This is a genomic window from Streptomyces sp. NPDC058665 (genome assembly GCF_042714995.1).
GTDB lineage: Bacteria > Actinomycetota > Actinomycetes > Streptomycetales > Streptomycetaceae > Streptomyces.
Window position 1 is genome coordinate 40525 of the sequence record NZ_JBHXRX010000002.1, and the last position, 15596, is coordinate 56120.

Here is a 15596-nt window from a genome sequence, read left to right on the forward strand (position 1 = left end):
TTTCGGTCAGAAGGAGTACGGGATGTAGCAGATCGCCGCGATGACGATGGCGCCCCAGCCGAGCAGGGCGGGCTTGCGGTACCACGCGTCGTCACCCTCGGCCGGGGGCTCGGACATGCCGGGTGAGGTCGTCCCGTAGACCAGGCCCGCGAGTTCGGACGCGGGCTTCGGCGCGGTGAAGAGGGTGACGGCGACCATCACCACGGCGCCGGCGACGAAGCCGACGATCGCGGAGACGAAGTTGGCGCCCTGGTCGCTGGGGATGTCGATGACACCCTGCTTGTAGATCCAGAAGTAGTTGACCATCGCGGCCGTCGTACCGGCGACCAGACCCCAGGCGCCGGACTTCATCGAGGCCCGCTTCCAGAACATACCGATGATGAAGACCACGAACATCGGCACGTTGAAGAAGGAGAACAGGGTCTGGAGGTAGCTCATGATGTTGGAGAAGCTGGCGGCGATGAAGGCCGTGCCTACGGAGGCCAGTACGCCGATCGCGGTGATGAGCCGGCCGAAGCGCAGGTAGTAGACGTCCTCCCGGTCCTTCACCACGTACTTCTGCCAGATGTCGGTGGTGAACACGGTGTTGAAGGACGACACGTTGGCCGCCATGCCGGCCATGAAGGCGGCCATCAGACCCGTGACGGCGATCCCGAGCACTCCGTTCGGCAGCAACTCCTGCATCAGCAGGGGGATCGCGTCGTTGTACGTCAGGTCCGAGCCCGCCGTGCCTATCTTCGGCACGATCACGGCGGCGACCAGGCCCGGGATCATCACCAGGAAGACGATGAAGATCTTCGGGAACGCGGCGATCAGCGGGGTGCGCTTGGCGGCGGAGAGGTTCTTCGCGGAGAGCGCGCGCTGCACCTCGGCGAAGTTCGTCGTCCAGTAGCCGAAGGAGAGCACGAAGCCGAGGCCGAGGATGATCGTCAGCCAGTTCGCGCCGAGCGGGTTGGCGTCGCCGATGCCCGTACCGCCCCACGCGCTCAGGAAGTTCTCACCCTTGCTCGCGGTGAGCGAGTCGCTGAGCCCGTCCCAGCCGCCGACCCGCTTGAGGCCGAGGACCGTGAGGGGGATGAGCGCGGCGAGGATGACGAAGAACTGGAGCACCTCGTTGTAGATGGCGGACGACAGACCGCCGACGGTGATGTACGCGAGGACGAAGAAGCCCGCGACGACGATCGAGACCCACTGGGGCCAGCCGAGCAGCGCCTCGACCACGATCGACAGGGCGTACAGGTTGACGCCGGCGATGAGGATGGCGGCGAAGGCGAAGAGGACCGAGCTGAGCAGATGTGCCGGCTTGTCGAAGCGCTGGAGCAGGAACTCGGGGACGGACCGGACCTTGGAGCCGTAGTAGAACGGCATCATCACCAGGCCCAGGAAGACCATGGCGGGGATCGCGCCGATCCAGTACCAGTGCACGACGGCCACGCCGTACTGCGCGCCGGTCGCGGCCATGCCCAGGATCTCCGTCGCGCCGAGGTTGGCGGCGACGAACGCGAGGCCGGTCACCCAGGCGGGCAGTGATCTGCCGGAGAGGAAGAAGTCGAGGCTGGTCTTGACGCTGGCCCTGGCGGCGAAGCCGATGCCGAGGACGACTATGAAGTAGATCGCGAGGATCGTGTAGTCGAGGCCGTTGGTGGGGAGCCGAAGCCCCTCGGCCAGGTGATATGTGGGGGACTGCATGGGGGTACCCGCTTCGTCGCGTGAACGTTACTCGTAAGTCAGTCGGAACCTACGCCTGTCATTACGGATACTGAACACTTTTGATGGTGTTCTTTGTTCGATCGTGATCAATCGTGATCGAGCGAGGCAGTCGTTGACGTGAGTGTGGGCTCGTGGTTAATTATGTTTGTTTCTGTTTGGATGGTGGGCCCGGAGGAAGAATCGATGAAGAAGACGGTGACGGCGCTCGCCGACGGCCGGGAGCTGATCTACTACGACTCCCGCGACGACGCCGTACGCGCCGCCGTGGACCTGCGGCCCCTCGAACCGATCTCCACCACCTCCGAGATCCGCCACGACCCGCTCCGCGGTGACTCGGTCGCCGTCGCCTCGCACCGCCAGGGCCGCACGTACCACCCGCCGGCCGGTGAGTGCCCGCTCTGTCCCACCGACGCGGCGGCGGGCAGGCTCAGCGAGATCCCCGACAGCGACTACGACGTCGTCGTCTTCGAGAACCGCTTCCCCTCCCTCGCCGGGGACTCCGGCCGCTGCGAGGTCGTCTGCTTCACCTCCGACCATGACGCCTCCTTCGCCTCGCTCACCGGGGAACAGGCCGCGCTCGTCCTCGACGTATGGACCGACCGCACCGCCGAACTCGCCCAACTCCCGCAGGTGGAGCAGGTGTTCTGCTTCGAGAATCGCGGGCCCGAGATCGGTGTGACCCTTGGTCATCCGCACGGGCAGATCTACGCGTACCCCTTCGTCACCCCGCGAACCGAACGGATGTCCCGCTCGGTGGCCGGGCACCGGGCGGCCACCGGGCGCAATCTCTTCGACGACGTCCTGGAGCGCGAGCGCGGGGCCGACCGGGTGGTTCTCGCGGGCGAGCACTGGGTGGCCTTCGTGCCGTACGCGGCGCACTGGCCGTACGAGGTGCACCTCTACCCGCTGCGCCGGGTACCGGACCTGCGGGGGCTGGACGAGGCGGCGCGGGCGGAGTTCCCGGGGATCTATCTGGAGCTGCTGCGGCGCTTCGACCGGATCTTCGGCGAGGGCGAGCCGCCGACGCCGTACATCTCCGCCTGGCACCAGGCGCCGTTCCGTGCCGCCGGGCGGGGGGACTTCGCCCTGCATCTGGAACTTTTCACCATTCGCCGGACGTCGGGCAAGCTGAAGTTCCTCGCCGGATCCGAGTCCGGGATGGATGCCTTCATCAACGACGTGCCGCCGGAGACCGCGGCCCGGACACTGCGAGAGGTAGCGAGCACGTGAGTGGCAAGTACTTGGTTACGGGCGGCGCGGGATATGTCGGCAGCGTGGTCGCCGCGCATCTGCTGGAGGCCGGGCACGAGGTGACCGTGCTCGACGACCTCTCCACCGGCTTCCGCGAAGCGGTCCCGGCGGGGGCGGAGTTCATCGAGGGCCGGGTGCACGACGCGGCGAAGTGGCTCGACCCCTCCTACGGCGCGGTGCTGCACTTCGCGGCGTCGTCGCAGGTCGGCGAGTCCGTCGCCAAGCCGGAGAAGTACTGGGAGAACAACGTCGGCGGGTCGATGGCCCTGCTGGCGGCGATGCGGGCCTCCGAGGTCCGCACGCTCGTCTTCTCCTCGACGGCGGCGACGTACGGCGAGCCGGTCTCCACGCCGATCACCGAGACCGACCCGACCGCGCCCACCAGCCCGTACGGCGCGACCAAGCTCGCCGTCGACCAGATGATCGCCGGTGAGTGCGTGGCCCACGGGCTGGCGGCGGTCTCGCTGCGGTACTTCAACGTGGCGGGGGCGTACGGGAGTTACGGCGAGCGGCACGATCCCGAGTCGCATCTGATCCCGCTCGTGCTCCAGGTCGCCCTCGGGACGCGGGAGTCGATCGCGGTGTACGGGGAGGACTACCCGACCCCGGACGGCACGTGCGTACGCGACTACATCCATGTCGCCGACCTCGCCGACGCCCATCTGCTCGCGCTGAAGGCCGCGGCCACCGGGGAGCACCTGGTCTGCAACCTCGGCAACGGCAGCGGGTTCTCCGTCCGCGAGGTCATCGAGACCGTCCGTACGGTCACCGGACACCCGGTGCCGGAGGCCGCGGCGGCGCGCCGCCCCGGCGACCCGGCGGTCCTGGTCGCCTCCGCGGCGACGGCGCGGGAACGGCTGGGCTGGCGCCCGGCCCGCTCCGACCTGGCGGGAATCGTCGCGGACGCGTGGGCGTTCGCACGCCGAGAGGAGACACACGGGTGAGCACTGGGGACAGCGTCGGCACGCAGTTCGAGGAGCTGTACGGCTCCGCGCCGGAGGGTGTGTGGGCCGCGCCTGGCCGGGTGAACCTGATCGGCGAGTACACCGACTTCAACGACGGCTTGGTCATGCCGCTCGCGCTGCCGCACACCGCTGTCGCGGCGGTGTCCCGGCGGAGCGACGGGGTGCTGCGGGTGCACTCCGCCGACGTGCCCGGGGGTGTGGTGCGGCTCGCGCCCGACGAACTGGTGCCGCTCTCCGACACCGGCTGGGCGGCGTATCCGGCGGGCGTCGTCTGGGCGCTGCGCGAGGCGGGGCACACGGTGCCGGGCGCGGACATCCACCTCACGTCGACCGTGCCCACGGGGGCCGGCCTCTCCTCGTCGGCGGCGCTGGAGGTCGTGACCGCGCTCGCGCTGAACGACCTGTACGAACTGGGCCTGTCGGCACCCGAGTTGGCGTTGCTCGGGCAGCGGGCGGAGAACGCGTTCGTCGGGGTGCCGTCCGGGGTCATGGACCAGATGGCGTCCGCGTGCTGCACGGAGGGGCACGCGATGTACCTCGACACCCGCGACCTCTCGCAGCGCCAGGTCCCGTTCGACCTGGCCGCCGTCGGCCTCCAACTGCTCGTCGTGGACACGCGGGTGAAGCACGCCCTGGGCGACGGCGCGTACGCGGAACGGCGCGCCGGCTGCGAGGCGGGCGCGCGGGCGCTCGGCGCGCGCACGCTGCGCGAGGTGGAGTACGCGCAACTGCCCGAGGCGCTGGACCGGTTGGCGGGGGAGCCTGAGAACGTAGGGCGTTATGTCCGCCATGTCGTGAGCGACAACCACCGGGTGGAACGAGTGATAGCCCTGCTCGACGCGGGCGACGTCCGCGCGGTGGGCCCGATCCTGACGGAGGGCCACGCCTCCCTCCGGGACGACCTGCGGGTCTCGTGCGCGGAACTGGACCTGGTGGTCTCGACGGCGGTCACGGCGGGCGCGCGGGGCGCCCGGATGACGGGCGGCGGCTTCGGCGGCTCGGCGATCGTCCTGGTGGAGACGGCGGACGCGGAGACGGTGACGAAGTCAATCCTGGAGGCGTTCACTTCGGCGCGCCACACAAGGCCCCGGCTCTTCCCGGCGGTCCCGTCGCGGGGGGCGCACCGGGTGGGATAAGCCCGGCGCGCACGCGGCCCGCGACCTGCCCCAGGCTGTGTCAGGTCAGGCGCTTGGTGAAGAAGTACTCCGTCACGCCCGGTGGGTAGTCCGGGATGTGGCCCGCCAGGTCGTAGCCCTGGCGGCGGTAGAACGCCGGGGCCTGGAAGTCCCAGGTTTCCAGGCGGGCGTGGAGGCAGCCTTGGGTGCGGGCCGCTTCCTCCGCCTCCGCGAGGAGACGCGTGCCGAGGCCCGTGCCGCGGTGCGCGTCGGCCACCCACAGCAGGTCGACATGGAGCCAGCGCGCCCAGATATGGGCGGTGAGGCCGCCCGCCAGCGCGCCCGTCGACTCCTCCATCAGCCACACGTGCAGCGGGACTTCCTCGTCCTCGGCGGACCCCCGGAGCCCCCGCAGGACCGGCGAGCGGGCCGTGTTGTTCTCCCGCATCAGTTCGCCGAGCAACGCACGTCGTTCTTTGTCGACTTCTGTCTCGATACGAAACATGCGCCTCACCCTAACGGGACGCCGTCGATCAGTTCTGTAAATAGTCTTCCGCTCCGGGCGCCCGCCCGTACGCTGATGCACAGCACCGGTGGGGGCCGGTGCTGATCAGGGAAGCGAGACAGTCGGGTACGACGCCCGGGGTGGGTGGGGCAGCCGCACGGCGGCGGCCGAGGCGGCACCGTGTCCACGCGACGCGATCCCCATCCCTCCCCGGGCGCCGTACCCGCGTCGTCCGCGCCCCGACCTCTGGGGGTGTCAATTGGTCCGTATCAGAGTCCTCGTGGTGGACGACCACCGCATATTCGCCGAGTCGCTGGCAGCCGCCCTCGCGGCGGAGCCGGACGTGGACGTCACCGCCGCGGGCAGCGGTCCCGCCGCGCTGCGGTGTCTTGAGCGGGCGGCGTCCGAAGGGCGCAAGTACGACGTGCTGCTGGTCGACGCCGACCTCGGCATCGTCGGGGGTCCGGGCGGCGGCCCGGTGGCCCGCGCCGTACCCGACAACGGCGACGCCGGTCTCGGCCTCGTCGACGGCATCTCGCTGGTCGCGGGCGTCCGTTCGGGACAGCCGTCCGTGCGCTGCGTCGTCCTCGCGGAGAAGGACGACCCGAGCCGCGCGGCGCTCGCGCTCCAGGCCGGCGCGTCCGGCTGGGTCGCCAAGGACTGCTCGCTGCAACGGCTGTTGGCGGTGATCAGGGGCGTCCTGCGCGACGAGACGCATCTGCCGCCCGCGCTGCTCACGAGCGTCCTGCGCGAGCTGACCGCAGCCCGTAAGCACCGCACGGACAGCGAGCGGCTGGTCGACTCGCTGACCCCGCGCGAACTGGAAGTGCTGCGCTGCATGGTGGCGGGCCTGGGGCGCAAGGCGGTGGCCGAGCGCCTGTTCCTGTCCCCGCACACGGTACGCACGCATATGCAGAACGTGCTCGGGAAGCTGGGCGTGCACTCGACGCTGGCGGCGGTCGCCCTGGCCCGCCGGGCGGGAGTGGGTCCAGCGGACCTGGACGGGACGGACGCGGTACGGGTCGGCTGAGCCGGCTCAGCCCGGGACGTTGTCGAACGGCGCCGTCAACCGCCGCAGCAGCGCGGCCAGTTCGCCGCGCTGCCCGCGCGAAAGCTCCGCGAGGATCGCGCGCTCCTGGGCGAGCAGCCCGGCCAGCGCCTGGTCCGCGCGGTCGCGGCCCTCGGGGGTGAGCCGTACGAGAACCCCGCGCCGGTCGCTGGGGTCCGGCAGCCGTTCGACCAGGTCCTTCTTCGTGAGCCGGTCGATACGGTTGGTCATCGTGCCCGAGGTGACCAGGGTCTGGGTGAGCAGCTGGCCGGGGGAGAGCTGGTACGGCGCACCGGCCCGGCGCAGCGAGGTGAGCACGTCGAACTCCCACGGCTCCAGATGGTGCTCGGAGAACGCGAGACGCCGGGCCCGGTCGAGATGGCGCGCCAGCCTGCTGACGCGGCTGAGCACCTCAAGTGGTTCCACGTCGAGGTCCGGGCGCTCCCGGCGCCATGCTGCGACCAGACGGTCGACCTCGTCCTCCATGGCGATCAGTGTAAAGGGTCCCTCGACATGAAGTCTCTTGATGTCAAGATATACTTGGAGGCAGGCTTGGGCAGGGTCGGGCGCGGACGGCATTCCGCTTGTCCGATACGTATCCCGAGGGGGCTTCATACATGCGTTCGACAGAGGGGCCGGAGACCGGTCCGGCGAGCACGTCCGCACCGACCTGGGACCCGCGGCAGTACCTCCACCATTCCCAGCACCGCACCCGCCCGTTCCTGGATCTGCTGGGCCGGATCCCCGAACTCCCCGGCGGCGGCGACCGGCCCGTCCGGATAGCCGACATCGGCTGCGGCCCCGGCAATGTCACGGCGCTCCTCGCCGAACGCTGGCCCACCGCCCACATCACCGGCTTCGACCTCTCACCCGAGATGCTGGCCGAGGCGGAGAAGCAGTACGCGGGCCCCACGCCCGGCGGCGGCCGGCTGGACTTCCGGCCCGCGGACGCCGCGCACTGGACACCCGACGAGCCGTACGACCTGATCGTCTCGAACGCCGCGCTCCAGTGGGTCCCGAACCACGCCGAATCCTTCCCGGCCTGGATCGACGCCCTCACCCCCGGCGGCACGTTCGCCTTCCAGGTCCCCGGCAACTTCACCGCGCCCAGCCACGCCCTGCTCGGCGAACTCTGCGAGACCCCGCGCTGGAGCGAGCGCCTCGACACCCACGGCCGGCGCTTCGTGCACATCCTGGACCCGGCCGACTATCTGGTCCGCCTCACGGACCTCGGCTGCGTGACGGACGCGTGGGAGACCACGTACCTCCAACTGCTCTCCGGCGAGGACCCGGTGCTGGACTGGGTGAAGGGCACGGCCCTGCGGCCCGTCCTCACGGAACTCGCCGACGACCCGGAGGAGGCGGCGGAATTCCTCGCCCAGTACGGCGACCTGCTCCGCAAGGCGTACCCCCCGGGCCCGCACGGCACGGTGTTCCCCTTCCGCCGCATCTTCGCGGTGGCCCGCACGACCCCCTGACCGGCCCCGACAGCAGACCACCGGGGCGCCACGAGAACGCGGCGCCCCGGTGGGTGGGACCAGATCCTTTGATCAGGTCTCAGAGTGCGCGCAGCGCGTCCAGAGTGATGTCGATGTCGATGGTGAAGGGAACGCCCGTCTTCAGGCGCTCGTGGTGGATACCCGAGAGCGCGTACGTCTTGGACACCGGGTCCAGTTCGTAGACCCGTACGACCGGGTGGCGGTCCGCGCCTGTCACGTCCACCAGCCAGAAGTGCGGGATGCCCGCAGCCGCGTACTTCCGCGGTTTGACGTCCTGGTCACGGACCTCGGAGTCCGGTGAGACCACCTCGACGGCCAGCAGGACATCGGCGGCCTGGAAACGGGTCTGTTCGAGATCGGTGAACGCCTCCGCGCGGACGACCGAGACGTCGGGCTCAGGGCCGTTGCGCTGATCAAGCAGTACGGTCATCTCGCGATAGACCTTCATGTCCGGGGGTGCGGTGCTGCGTAGGCCGCTCACCAGCAAGTCGATCATCATGCTGTGAAAAGCGCGCTGCGGACTCACGAAAACAAGGCTCCCGTCGATCAACTCTGTGTGCGGCGGGAGATCGGGCAGTGTGAAGAGATCGTCCACGGTGTAGCCGTCCTGCGGGGGCACCGGCCAGCGATGCTCGGCCTTGACGGGCTCGGCGGTCATGATTCCTCCCATGGACGGAATTCTGGGCCTCTCATCACACCGTAGCGGCCGGAATCCGGTCCCGTCATCACAAAGAGTGACTACGGGCCCGGCCCGGCTTGCTTTCAGACCTTGCGGTGGCCTATGAGTCGTGGCTTCGCCTCCAGATTGCCCAGGCCGTGCCAGGCCAGATTCACCAAGTGGGCCGCGACCTCGTTCTTCTTCGGGCGGCGGGTGTCCACCCACCACTGGCCCGTGAGCGCCACCATGCCCACCAGCGCGTGGGCGTACAGCGGGGCCAGCTTCGGGTCGAAGCCGCGGGCCTTGAACTCCATGCCGAGGATGTCCTCGACCTGCGTGGCGATGTCGCTGATCAGTGAGGCGAACGTGCCGGTCGACTGCGCCACCGGCGAATCGCGGACCAGGATGCGGAAACCGTCCGTGTACTCCTCGATGTAGTCGAGGAGCGCGAACGCCGCCTGCTCGCACAGCTCGCGCGGATGGCCCGCCGTCAGGGAGCTCGTCACCATGTCGAGCAGCTGGCGCATCTCGCGGTCCACCACGACCGCGTAGAGCCCCTCCTTGCCGCCGAAGTGCTCGTACACCACCGGCTTGGAGACGCCCGCCTTGGAGGCGATGTCCTCCACCGACGTGCCCTCGTACCCCTTCTCGGCGAACAGGGTGCGGCCGATGTCCAGCAGTTGCTCGCGACGCTCCTTGCCGGTCATCCGGACCCGGCGGGAGCGCCGGGGCGCTGCGGGGGTCCGGCTCTTGTCGGGGTCGCTCTTACCGCCGTCGATCGCCACGTTGCCAATCATGCCGCGTTGGGATGGTCAATTTTCCGTCGGGCGTCCAGCCGTCCGGCGTCCGGCCACCGCACGCCGTGCACCCAGCCGAACACCTCGAACCACCGGATCAGCCGGGCACTGGAGTCGATCTGCCCTCGCAGCACTCCGTGCCGGGCGCTCGTCGGGTCCGCATGGTGCAGGTTGTGCCATGACTCGCCACAGGACAAGACCGCCAACCACCACACATTGCCTGACCGGTCACGCGACTTGAAGGGCCGCTTGCCCACCGCGTGACAGATCGAGTTGATCGACCACGTCACATGGTGCAGCAGAGCCACCCGCACCAGCGAACCCCAGAAGAACGCCGTGAACGCGCCCCACCACGACATCGTCACCAGACCGCCGACGAGCGGCGGCAGCGCCAGCGACACAAAGGCCCACAGCAGGAACTGCTTCGAGACCCGCCGGATCGCCGGGTCCCTGATCAGATCCGGCGCGTACTTCTGCTGCGACGTCTGCTCCTCGTCGAAGAGCCAGCCGATGTGCGCCCACCACAGGCCCTTCAGCAGCGCGGGAAGCGTCTCGCCGAAGCGCCACGGTGAGTGCGGGTCGCCCTCCGCGTCCGAGAACTTGTGGTGCTTACGGTGATCGGCGACCCAGCGGACCACCGGACCCTCCACGGCCATCGACCCGGCCACGGCCAGCACGATCCGCAGCGGGCGCGCCGCCTTGAAGGAACCATGGGTGAAATACCGGTGGAAGCCGACCGTGATGCCATGACAGCCGATGAAATACATGGCGACGAGCAGCCCCAGATCGAGCCAGCTCACACCCCATCCCCAGACCAGCGGAACGGAGCCGAGCAGGGCGATGAAAGGGACGACGATGAAGAGCAGCAGCGTGATCTGCTCCAGCGAGCGTTTGTTCTCCCCGCCGAGCGTGGCGGAGGGAACCGGGTCGGCGAAGGGGGTGGCGGTGTCGAAGGGAAGGGAAGAACCGTCCGGCGCAGGCTGGGCCTGGGAGGAGTCGCCGAGAACGTCAGGGCTTGTCGACATGGGTGTGTCCCCTGGAAGTGTGGAATGCGGCATTCTGCCCGTCTACGGGCGCGTAACTTACGGCGACGTAAGTATGGCAGCGGGAAGGCACGCGACAAGGGGCCTGTGGATAACGACGCGCGAAGGCCACCTATCCTTGTGACGTCGGACAGCGCGGTCCGGTCGAACAATCTCTCCAGAACCTCTCCTCCCGACGTGCTCGAACACTGCAAGGAGCCGCACCTGTGAGCAGTGCCGACCAGACCCCGACCGAGAGCAGCACGACCGCCAACGTGGAGCTGCGCTCCGACATCCGCCGGCTCGGCGACCTCCTCGGCGAAACACTCGTACGCCAGGAAGGCCCCGAACTCCTCGAACTCGTCGAGCGGGTCCGCGCCCTCACCCGCGAGGACGGCGAGGCAGCCGCCGCGCTGCTCGGCGACACCGACCTGGAGACCGCCGCGAAGCTCGTCCGCGCCTTCTCCACCTACTTCCACCTCGCCAACGTCACCGAGCAGGTGCACCGCGGCCGCGAGATGCGCGACCGCCGCGAGGCCGAGGGCGGGCTCCTCGCCCGTACCGCCGACCGCCTCAAGGACGCCGATCCCGAGCACCTGCGCGCGACCGTCAAGAACCTCAGCGTCCGGCCCGTCTTCACCGCGCACCCCACCGAGGCCGCACGCCGCTCGGTGCTGAACAAGCTCCGCCGTATCGCCGAACTCCTCGAAGCCCCCGTCATCGCCGCCGACCGGCGCCGCCACGACCTGCGGCTCGCCGAGTCCATCGACCTGATCTGGCAGACCGACGAGCTGCGCGTCGTGCGGCCCGAGCCCGCCGACGAGGCCCGCAACGCCATCTACTACCTCGACGAACTCCACGCCGAGGCCGTCGGCGACGTCCTCGAAGACCTCGTCGCCGAGCTGGAGCGCGTCGGCGTCGAACTGCCCCCCGGCACCCGCCCGCTCAGCTTCGGCACCTGGATCGGCGGCGACCGCGACGGCAACCCGAACGTCACCCCCGCCGTCACCTGGGAAGTGCTGATCCTCCAGCACGAACACGGCATCACCGACGCGCTGGAACTCATCGACCAGCTGCGCGGCCAGCTCTCCAACTCCATCCGGTACGCCGGCGCCACCCAGGAACTCCTGGACTCGCTCGCCACCGACCTCGACCGGCTCCCCGAGATCAGCCCCCGCTACAAGCGCCTCAACGCGGAAGAGCCGTACCGCCTCAAGGCCACCTGCATCCGGCAGAAGCTCGTCAACACCCGCGAGCGCCTCGCCAAGGGCACCCCGCACAGCGAGGGCCGCGACTACCTCGGCACCGCGCAGCTCCTGGCGGACCTCACCCTCATCCAGACCTCCCTGCGCTCCCACCGCGGCGGGCTCTTCGCCGACGGCCGCATGGACCGCACCATCCGCACGCTCGCCGCGTTCGGGCTCCAGCTCGCCACCATGGACGTACGCGAACACGCCGACGCCCACCACCACGCGCTCGGCCAGCTCTTCGACCGCCTCGGCGAGGAGTCCTGGCGGTACGCGGACATGCCGCGCGAGTACCGGCAGAAACTGCTCGCCAAGGAGCTGCGCTCCCGGCGCCCGCTCGCGCCCACCCCCGCGCCGCTGGACGCCGCGGGCGAGAAGACCCTCGGGGTCTTCCACACCGTCAAGCAGGCCTTCGAGCGCTTCGGCCCCGAGGTCATCGAGTCCTACATCATCTCGATGTGCCAGGGCGCCGACGACGTCTTCGCCGCCGCCGTCCTCGCCCGCGAGGCCGGCCTCGTCGACCTGCACGCGGGCTGGGCGAAGATCGGCATCGTGCCGCTCCTGGAGACCACCGACGAGCTGCGCGCCGCCGACATCATCCTCGATGAGATGCTGGCCGACCCCTCCTACCGGCGGCTCGTCTCGCTGCGCGGCGACGTCCAGGAGGTCATGCTCGGCTACTCCGACTCCTCCAAGTTCGGCGGCATCACCACCAGCCAGTGGGAGATCCATCGCGCCCAGCGCAGGCTCCGCGACGTCGCCCACCGCTACGGCGTCCGCCTCCGGCTCTTCCACGGCCGCGGCGGCACCGTCGGCCGCGGCGGCGGCCCCTCGCACGACGCGATCCTCGCCCAGCCCTGGGGCACCCTGGAGGGCGAGATCAAGGTGACCGAGCAGGGCGAGGTCATCTCCGACAAGTATCTGATCCCGGCCCTGGCCAGGGAGAACCTGGAACTGACCGTCGCCGCCACCCTCCAGGCATCCGCCCTGCACACCGCGCCCCGCCAGTCCGACGAGGCACTCGCGCGGTGGGACGCCGCCATGGACACCGTCTCGGACGCGGCCCACGGCGCGTACCGCAAGCTCGTCGAGGACCCGGACCTGCCCGCGTACTTCTTCGCGGCGACCCCGGTCGACCAGCTCGCCGACCTGCACCTCGGCTCACGCCCCTCGCGGCGCCCGGACTCCGGCGCCGGGCTCGACGGGCTGCGCGCCATCCCGTGGGTCTTCGGCTGGACGCAGTCCCGGCAGATCGTCCCCGGCTGGTACGGGGTCGGCTCCGGTCTCAAGGCGCTGCGGGAGTCGGGTCTCGACCCGGTCCTGGACGAGATGCACGAGCACTGGCACTTCTTCCAGAACTTCCTCTCCAACGTCGAGATGACCCTCGCCAAGACCGACCTGCGGATCGCCAGGCACTACGTCGACACCCTCGTGCCCGACGAGCTGAAGCACGTCTTCACGGCCATCGAGACCGAGCACGCGCTCACGGTCCAGGAGGTCCTGCGGATCACCGGCTCCGAGAAGCTCCTGGGCTCCAACCCGGTGCTGCGGCAGACGTTCGCCATCCGGGACGCCTATCTCGACCCGATCTCCTACCTCCAGGTCTCGCTGCTCGCGCGCCAGCGCGCGGCGGCGGCGCGCGAGGAGGCACCGGACCCGCTGCTCTCGCGGGCGCTGCTGCTGACCGTGAACGGGGTGGCGGCGGGGCTGCGCAACACCGGCTGATCCGGAGCGAGTTCACAGGCGAGCGCCGGACGGGCCGATGGCGGCCGGTCCGGCGCTCGTGTGCGTATTGAAGGTCAGAGCGCGAAGAACGCCGCCGCCAGCAGCAGCGCACCCGCGATCGCCGTACCCCACGCCGTACGCGTCAGCCGCAGCCCGCCGCCGACCACCGGCGCCGCGAGCAGCAGCGCGCCGCCGAGCGGCACCCACGCGAGCAGACGGCCGGACGAGCCCGCGCGGACCAGTTCGTCGCTGCCGGGCTTCCGCACCACCTCGTACTCCCGGCCCTTCTTCACCGCCACCGACCGCTCTATGGGCGCATCGGCACGCGGCCCCGCGCTCCCCTCGGGGTCGTACGTCCCCGTACAGGCCGTCTCGCCGCACTCGGTGACGGCCAGCGTCCCGTGCTCGCGGCCCTTGGAGAGCAGCACATGCTGCGCCGTACCCCAGGACGTCCAGAAACCCGCGACGACCAACAGCGCGGCCACGAACGCCATCGCGGCACGACGGCCCACCGACAGCGCCACTTGCGACGAGCTCCGCTTCATGGACCGCGATCCTTGGCCATCCGGACGGGGTCGGTCAACTTGCGGCAGACAAATGGTCGTTGAGTGGACGATGAACGGGGTGAGTATGCGCGGAGTGTGCGTGTTTGTGTCAGGAGTTGTACGAGCTCTGCGCCCGCTCCAGCCCCTCGGTCACCAGGGACTCCACGGCGTCGGCCGCGCGGTCCACGAGATAGTCCAGCTCCTTGCGCTCCACCGAGGAGAAGTCCTTCAGGACGAAGTCGGCCACCTGCATCCGCCCCGGCGGCCGGCCGATCCCGAACCGGACCCGGTGGTAGTCGGGGCCCATCGCCTTCGTCATCGACTTCAGCCCGTTGTGACCGTTGTCGCCGCCGCCCAGCTTCAAGCGCAGCGTGCCGTAGTCGATGTCCAACTCGTCATGGATCGCCACGATGTTGGCCGTCGGCACCTTGTAGAAGTCCCGCAGCCCGGCGACCGGGCCCCCGGACAGATTCATGAACGACTGCGGCTTCGCCAGCACCACCCGCCGGCTGCCGGGCCCCATCGGCCCCACCCGGCCCTCCAGGACCTGCGCCTGGGCCTTCTGGGCGCGCTTGAACGAGCCGCCGATCCGGCCCGCGAGGAGATCGGCCACCATGAAACCGACGTTGTGCCGGTTGGCCGCGTAACCGGGGCCGGGATTGCCCAGGCCCACGATCAGCCACGGGGCGGTTGCATCGGTCGTCATCTGCGCTGCGTCTCCTCAGGACAAGGACTCAGGACTCGGCATGAAGAAGAACGGGGTGGCGGGCACCGGCCCGCCACCCCGTCGGGCAAAGCGATTCGTGGCGGGGCTCAGGCCTCCGCGGCGGCCTCGTCCGCGGTCTCCTCACCCGACGGCTCCTCCGCCTGCGCGGCCAGGACCTGGATGACGACCGCGTCCTCGTCGGTCACCAGCGTCGTGCCCTCGGGCAGCGGGACGTCCTTCGCCACGATGGAGGCACCGGCCTCCAGGCCCGCGACGGAGACCGTGACCGACTCGGGGATGTGCGTGGCCTCGGCCTCGACGGTCAGGGTGCTCAGCACGTTCTCCAGCAGGAACGGGCCCGGGGCCAGCTCGCCCTCGGTGTGCACCGCGACCTCGACGGAGACCTTCTCGCCGAGCTTCACCGAGAGCAGGTCGACGTGCTTGATGAAGCCCTTGAGCGCGTCACGCTGGATGGCCTTGGGGATGACGAGCTCCTTGCGGCCCTCGATGTCGACGCTCAGCAGCGCGTTGGCCGTCTTGAGCGCCATCATCAGGTCGTGACCCGGCAGGGAGACGTGGACGGGCTCGGCACCGTGGCCGTAGATGACCGCGGGAACCTTGTTCTCACGACGGGTACGGCGGGCGGCGCCCTTGCCGAACTCGGAACGGACCTCAGCGGCGATCTTGATCTCAGCCATGGCTGCACTCCTCGTAGATGACACATAGGTGACGACGGAACTGGTGGTCACCCGGCCACGACAGGCCTGCTACGAAGAGCGCGTCGATAACGGACAGCCGCGAAT

15 protein-coding genes are annotated in these 15596 nt (G+C 69.7%); 6 read left to right on the forward strand and 9 right to left on the reverse strand.

The window, feature by feature from the left end; all coding sequences use genetic code 11:
• Positions 1-6: 6 nt before the first annotated feature.
• Entirely contained in the window at positions 7-1689 is a 1683-nt protein-coding gene (locus ACFWV8_RS01590) for a sodium:solute symporter family protein (RefSeq protein WP_384196984.1), read from the reverse strand.
• Positions 1690-1893: 204 nt separating this feature from the next.
• Here ACFWV8_RS01590 and galT point away from each other — a divergent pair, with 204 nt between their 5' ends.
• From galT to galK, 3 genes are read left to right on the forward strand one after another with little or no spacing between them, the layout of a single operon-like run.
• Positions 1894-2940, forward strand: a complete 1047-nt coding sequence (gene galT, locus ACFWV8_RS01595) for a galactose-1-phosphate uridylyltransferase (RefSeq protein ID WP_384196986.1) — start codon at positions 1894-1896, stop codon at positions 2938-2940.
• Positions 2937-3905, forward strand: a complete 969-nt coding sequence (gene galE / locus ACFWV8_RS01600; RefSeq protein WP_329386732.1) for a UDP-glucose 4-epimerase GalE — start codon at positions 2937-2939, stop codon at positions 3903-3905. Before galT ends, galE begins: the two co-directional genes overlap by 4 nt.
• A complete protein-coding gene (galK, locus tag ACFWV8_RS01605; protein ID WP_384196989.1) occupies positions 3902-5062 on the forward strand; it encodes a galactokinase in 1161 nt (386 codons plus the stop codon). Before galE ends, galK begins: the two co-directional genes overlap by 4 nt.
• A 40-nt stretch (positions 5063-5102) precedes the next feature.
• On the opposite strand, the gene ACFWV8_RS01610 is transcribed toward galK, so the two are convergent.
• A complete protein-coding gene (locus ACFWV8_RS01610; RefSeq protein ID WP_384196991.1) occupies positions 5103-5546 on the reverse strand; it encodes a GNAT family N-acetyltransferase in 444 nt (147 codons plus the stop codon).
• A gap of 259 nt (positions 5547-5805) precedes the next feature.
• Here ACFWV8_RS01610 and ACFWV8_RS01615 point away from each other — a divergent pair, with 259 nt between their 5' ends.
• Positions 5806-6576: a LuxR C-terminal-related transcriptional regulator gene (locus tag ACFWV8_RS01615; RefSeq protein WP_384196993.1), complete on the forward strand. Its 771-nt coding sequence runs from the start codon at positions 5806-5808 to the stop codon at positions 6574-6576.
• A gap of 6 nt (positions 6577-6582) precedes the next feature.
• On the opposite strand, the gene ACFWV8_RS01620 is transcribed toward ACFWV8_RS01615, so the two are convergent.
• On the reverse strand, positions 6583-7080 hold the full coding sequence (locus ACFWV8_RS01620) for a MarR family transcriptional regulator (RefSeq protein WP_329386740.1): 498 nt from the start codon (positions 7078-7080) through the stop codon (positions 6583-6585).
• A 131-nt stretch (positions 7081-7211) separates the two neighbouring features.
• Between ACFWV8_RS01620 and ACFWV8_RS01625 the strand changes: the two genes are divergently transcribed.
• Positions 7212-8072: a trans-aconitate 2-methyltransferase gene (locus ACFWV8_RS01625; protein WP_384196995.1), complete on the forward strand. Its 861-nt coding sequence runs from the start codon at positions 7212-7214 to the stop codon at positions 8070-8072.
• 79 nt (positions 8073-8151) lie between these two features.
• On the opposite strand, the gene ACFWV8_RS01630 is transcribed toward ACFWV8_RS01625, so the two are convergent.
• From ACFWV8_RS01630 to ACFWV8_RS01640, 3 genes are all read right to left on the reverse strand, one after another.
• Positions 8152-8751, reverse strand: a complete 600-nt coding sequence (locus tag ACFWV8_RS01630) for a Uma2 family endonuclease (protein WP_384197201.1) — start codon at positions 8749-8751, stop codon at positions 8152-8154.
• Between the two features lie 104 nt (positions 8752-8855).
• Positions 8856-9548 carry a TetR/AcrR family transcriptional regulator gene (locus ACFWV8_RS01635; protein WP_329386744.1) on the reverse strand — a complete coding sequence of 231 codons (693 nt, stop codon included), beginning with the start codon at positions 9546-9548 and terminating at the stop codon, positions 8856-8858.
• Positions 9545-10573: an acyl-CoA desaturase gene (locus ACFWV8_RS01640; RefSeq protein WP_384196997.1), complete on the reverse strand. Its 1029-nt coding sequence runs from the start codon at positions 10571-10573 to the stop codon at positions 9545-9547. The genes ACFWV8_RS01635 and ACFWV8_RS01640 overlap by 4 nt, the downstream gene beginning before the upstream one ends.
• Positions 10574-10797: 224 nt before the next feature.
• On the opposite strand from ACFWV8_RS01640, the gene ppc reads away from it, so the two are divergent.
• Positions 10798-13542, forward strand: coding sequence for a phosphoenolpyruvate carboxylase (gene ppc, locus ACFWV8_RS01645; RefSeq protein WP_384196999.1), 2745 nt, complete (start codon positions 10798-10800; stop codon positions 13540-13542).
• Positions 13543-13616: 74 nt separating this feature from the next.
• Here ppc and ACFWV8_RS01650 read toward each other — a convergent pair whose 3' ends face one another.
• The 3 genes from ACFWV8_RS01650 to ACFWV8_RS01660 form a co-directional block, all read right to left on the reverse strand.
• Positions 13617-14087, reverse strand: a complete 471-nt coding sequence (locus ACFWV8_RS01650) for a hypothetical protein (RefSeq protein ID WP_384197001.1) — start codon at positions 14085-14087, stop codon at positions 13617-13619.
• A gap of 109 nt (positions 14088-14196) precedes the next feature.
• Positions 14197-14793, reverse strand: coding sequence for an aminoacyl-tRNA hydrolase (gene pth / locus ACFWV8_RS01655; protein WP_329386752.1), 597 nt, complete (start codon positions 14791-14793; stop codon positions 14197-14199).
• A 107-nt stretch (positions 14794-14900) separates the two neighbouring features.
• Entirely contained in the window at positions 14901-15491 is a 591-nt protein-coding gene (locus ACFWV8_RS01660; protein ID WP_384197003.1) for a 50S ribosomal protein L25/general stress protein Ctc, read from the reverse strand.
• Between the last annotated feature and the right edge of the window lie 105 nt (positions 15492-15596).

Excerpts from the sequence above, each read along its gene's own strand:
- ACFWV8_RS01590 (WP_384196984.1), bottom strand. The coding sequence starts at position 1,689 with ATGCAGTCCCCCACATATCACCTGGCCGAGGGGCTTCGGCTCCCCACC.
- galT (WP_384196986.1), top strand. The coding sequence starts at position 1,894 with ATGAAGAAGACGGTGACGGCGCTCGCCGACGGCCGGGAGCTGATCTAC.
- ACFWV8_RS01610 (WP_384196991.1), bottom strand. The coding sequence starts at position 5,546 with ATGTTTCGTATCGAGACAGAAGTCGACAAAGAACGACGTGCGTTGCTC.
- ACFWV8_RS01620 (WP_329386740.1), bottom strand. The coding sequence starts at position 7,080 with ATGGAGGACGAGGTCGACCGTCTGGTCGCAGCATGGCGCCGGGAGCGC.
- ACFWV8_RS01625 (WP_384196995.1), top strand. The coding sequence starts at position 7,212 with ATGCGTTCGACAGAGGGGCCGGAGACCGGTCCGGCGAGCACGTCCGCA.
- ACFWV8_RS01630 (WP_384197201.1), bottom strand. The coding sequence starts at position 8,751 with ATGACCGCCGAGCCCGTCAAGGCCGAGCATCGCTGGCCGGTGCCCCCG.
- ACFWV8_RS01635 (WP_329386744.1), bottom strand. The coding sequence starts at position 9,548 with ATGATTGGCAACGTGGCGATCGACGGCGGTAAGAGCGACCCCGACAAG.
- ACFWV8_RS01640 (WP_384196997.1), bottom strand. The coding sequence starts at position 10,573 with ATGTCGACAAGCCCTGACGTTCTCGGCGACTCCTCCCAGGCCCAGCCT.
- ACFWV8_RS01650 (WP_384197001.1), bottom strand. The coding sequence starts at position 14,087 with ATGAAGCGGAGCTCGTCGCAAGTGGCGCTGTCGGTGGGCCGTCGTGCC.
- pth (WP_329386752.1), bottom strand. The coding sequence starts at position 14,793 with ATGACGACCGATGCAACCGCCCCGTGGCTGATCGTGGGCCTGGGCAAT.
- ACFWV8_RS01660 (WP_384197003.1), bottom strand. The coding sequence starts at position 15,491 with ATGGCTGAGATCAAGATCGCCGCTGAGGTCCGTTCCGAGTTCGGCAAG.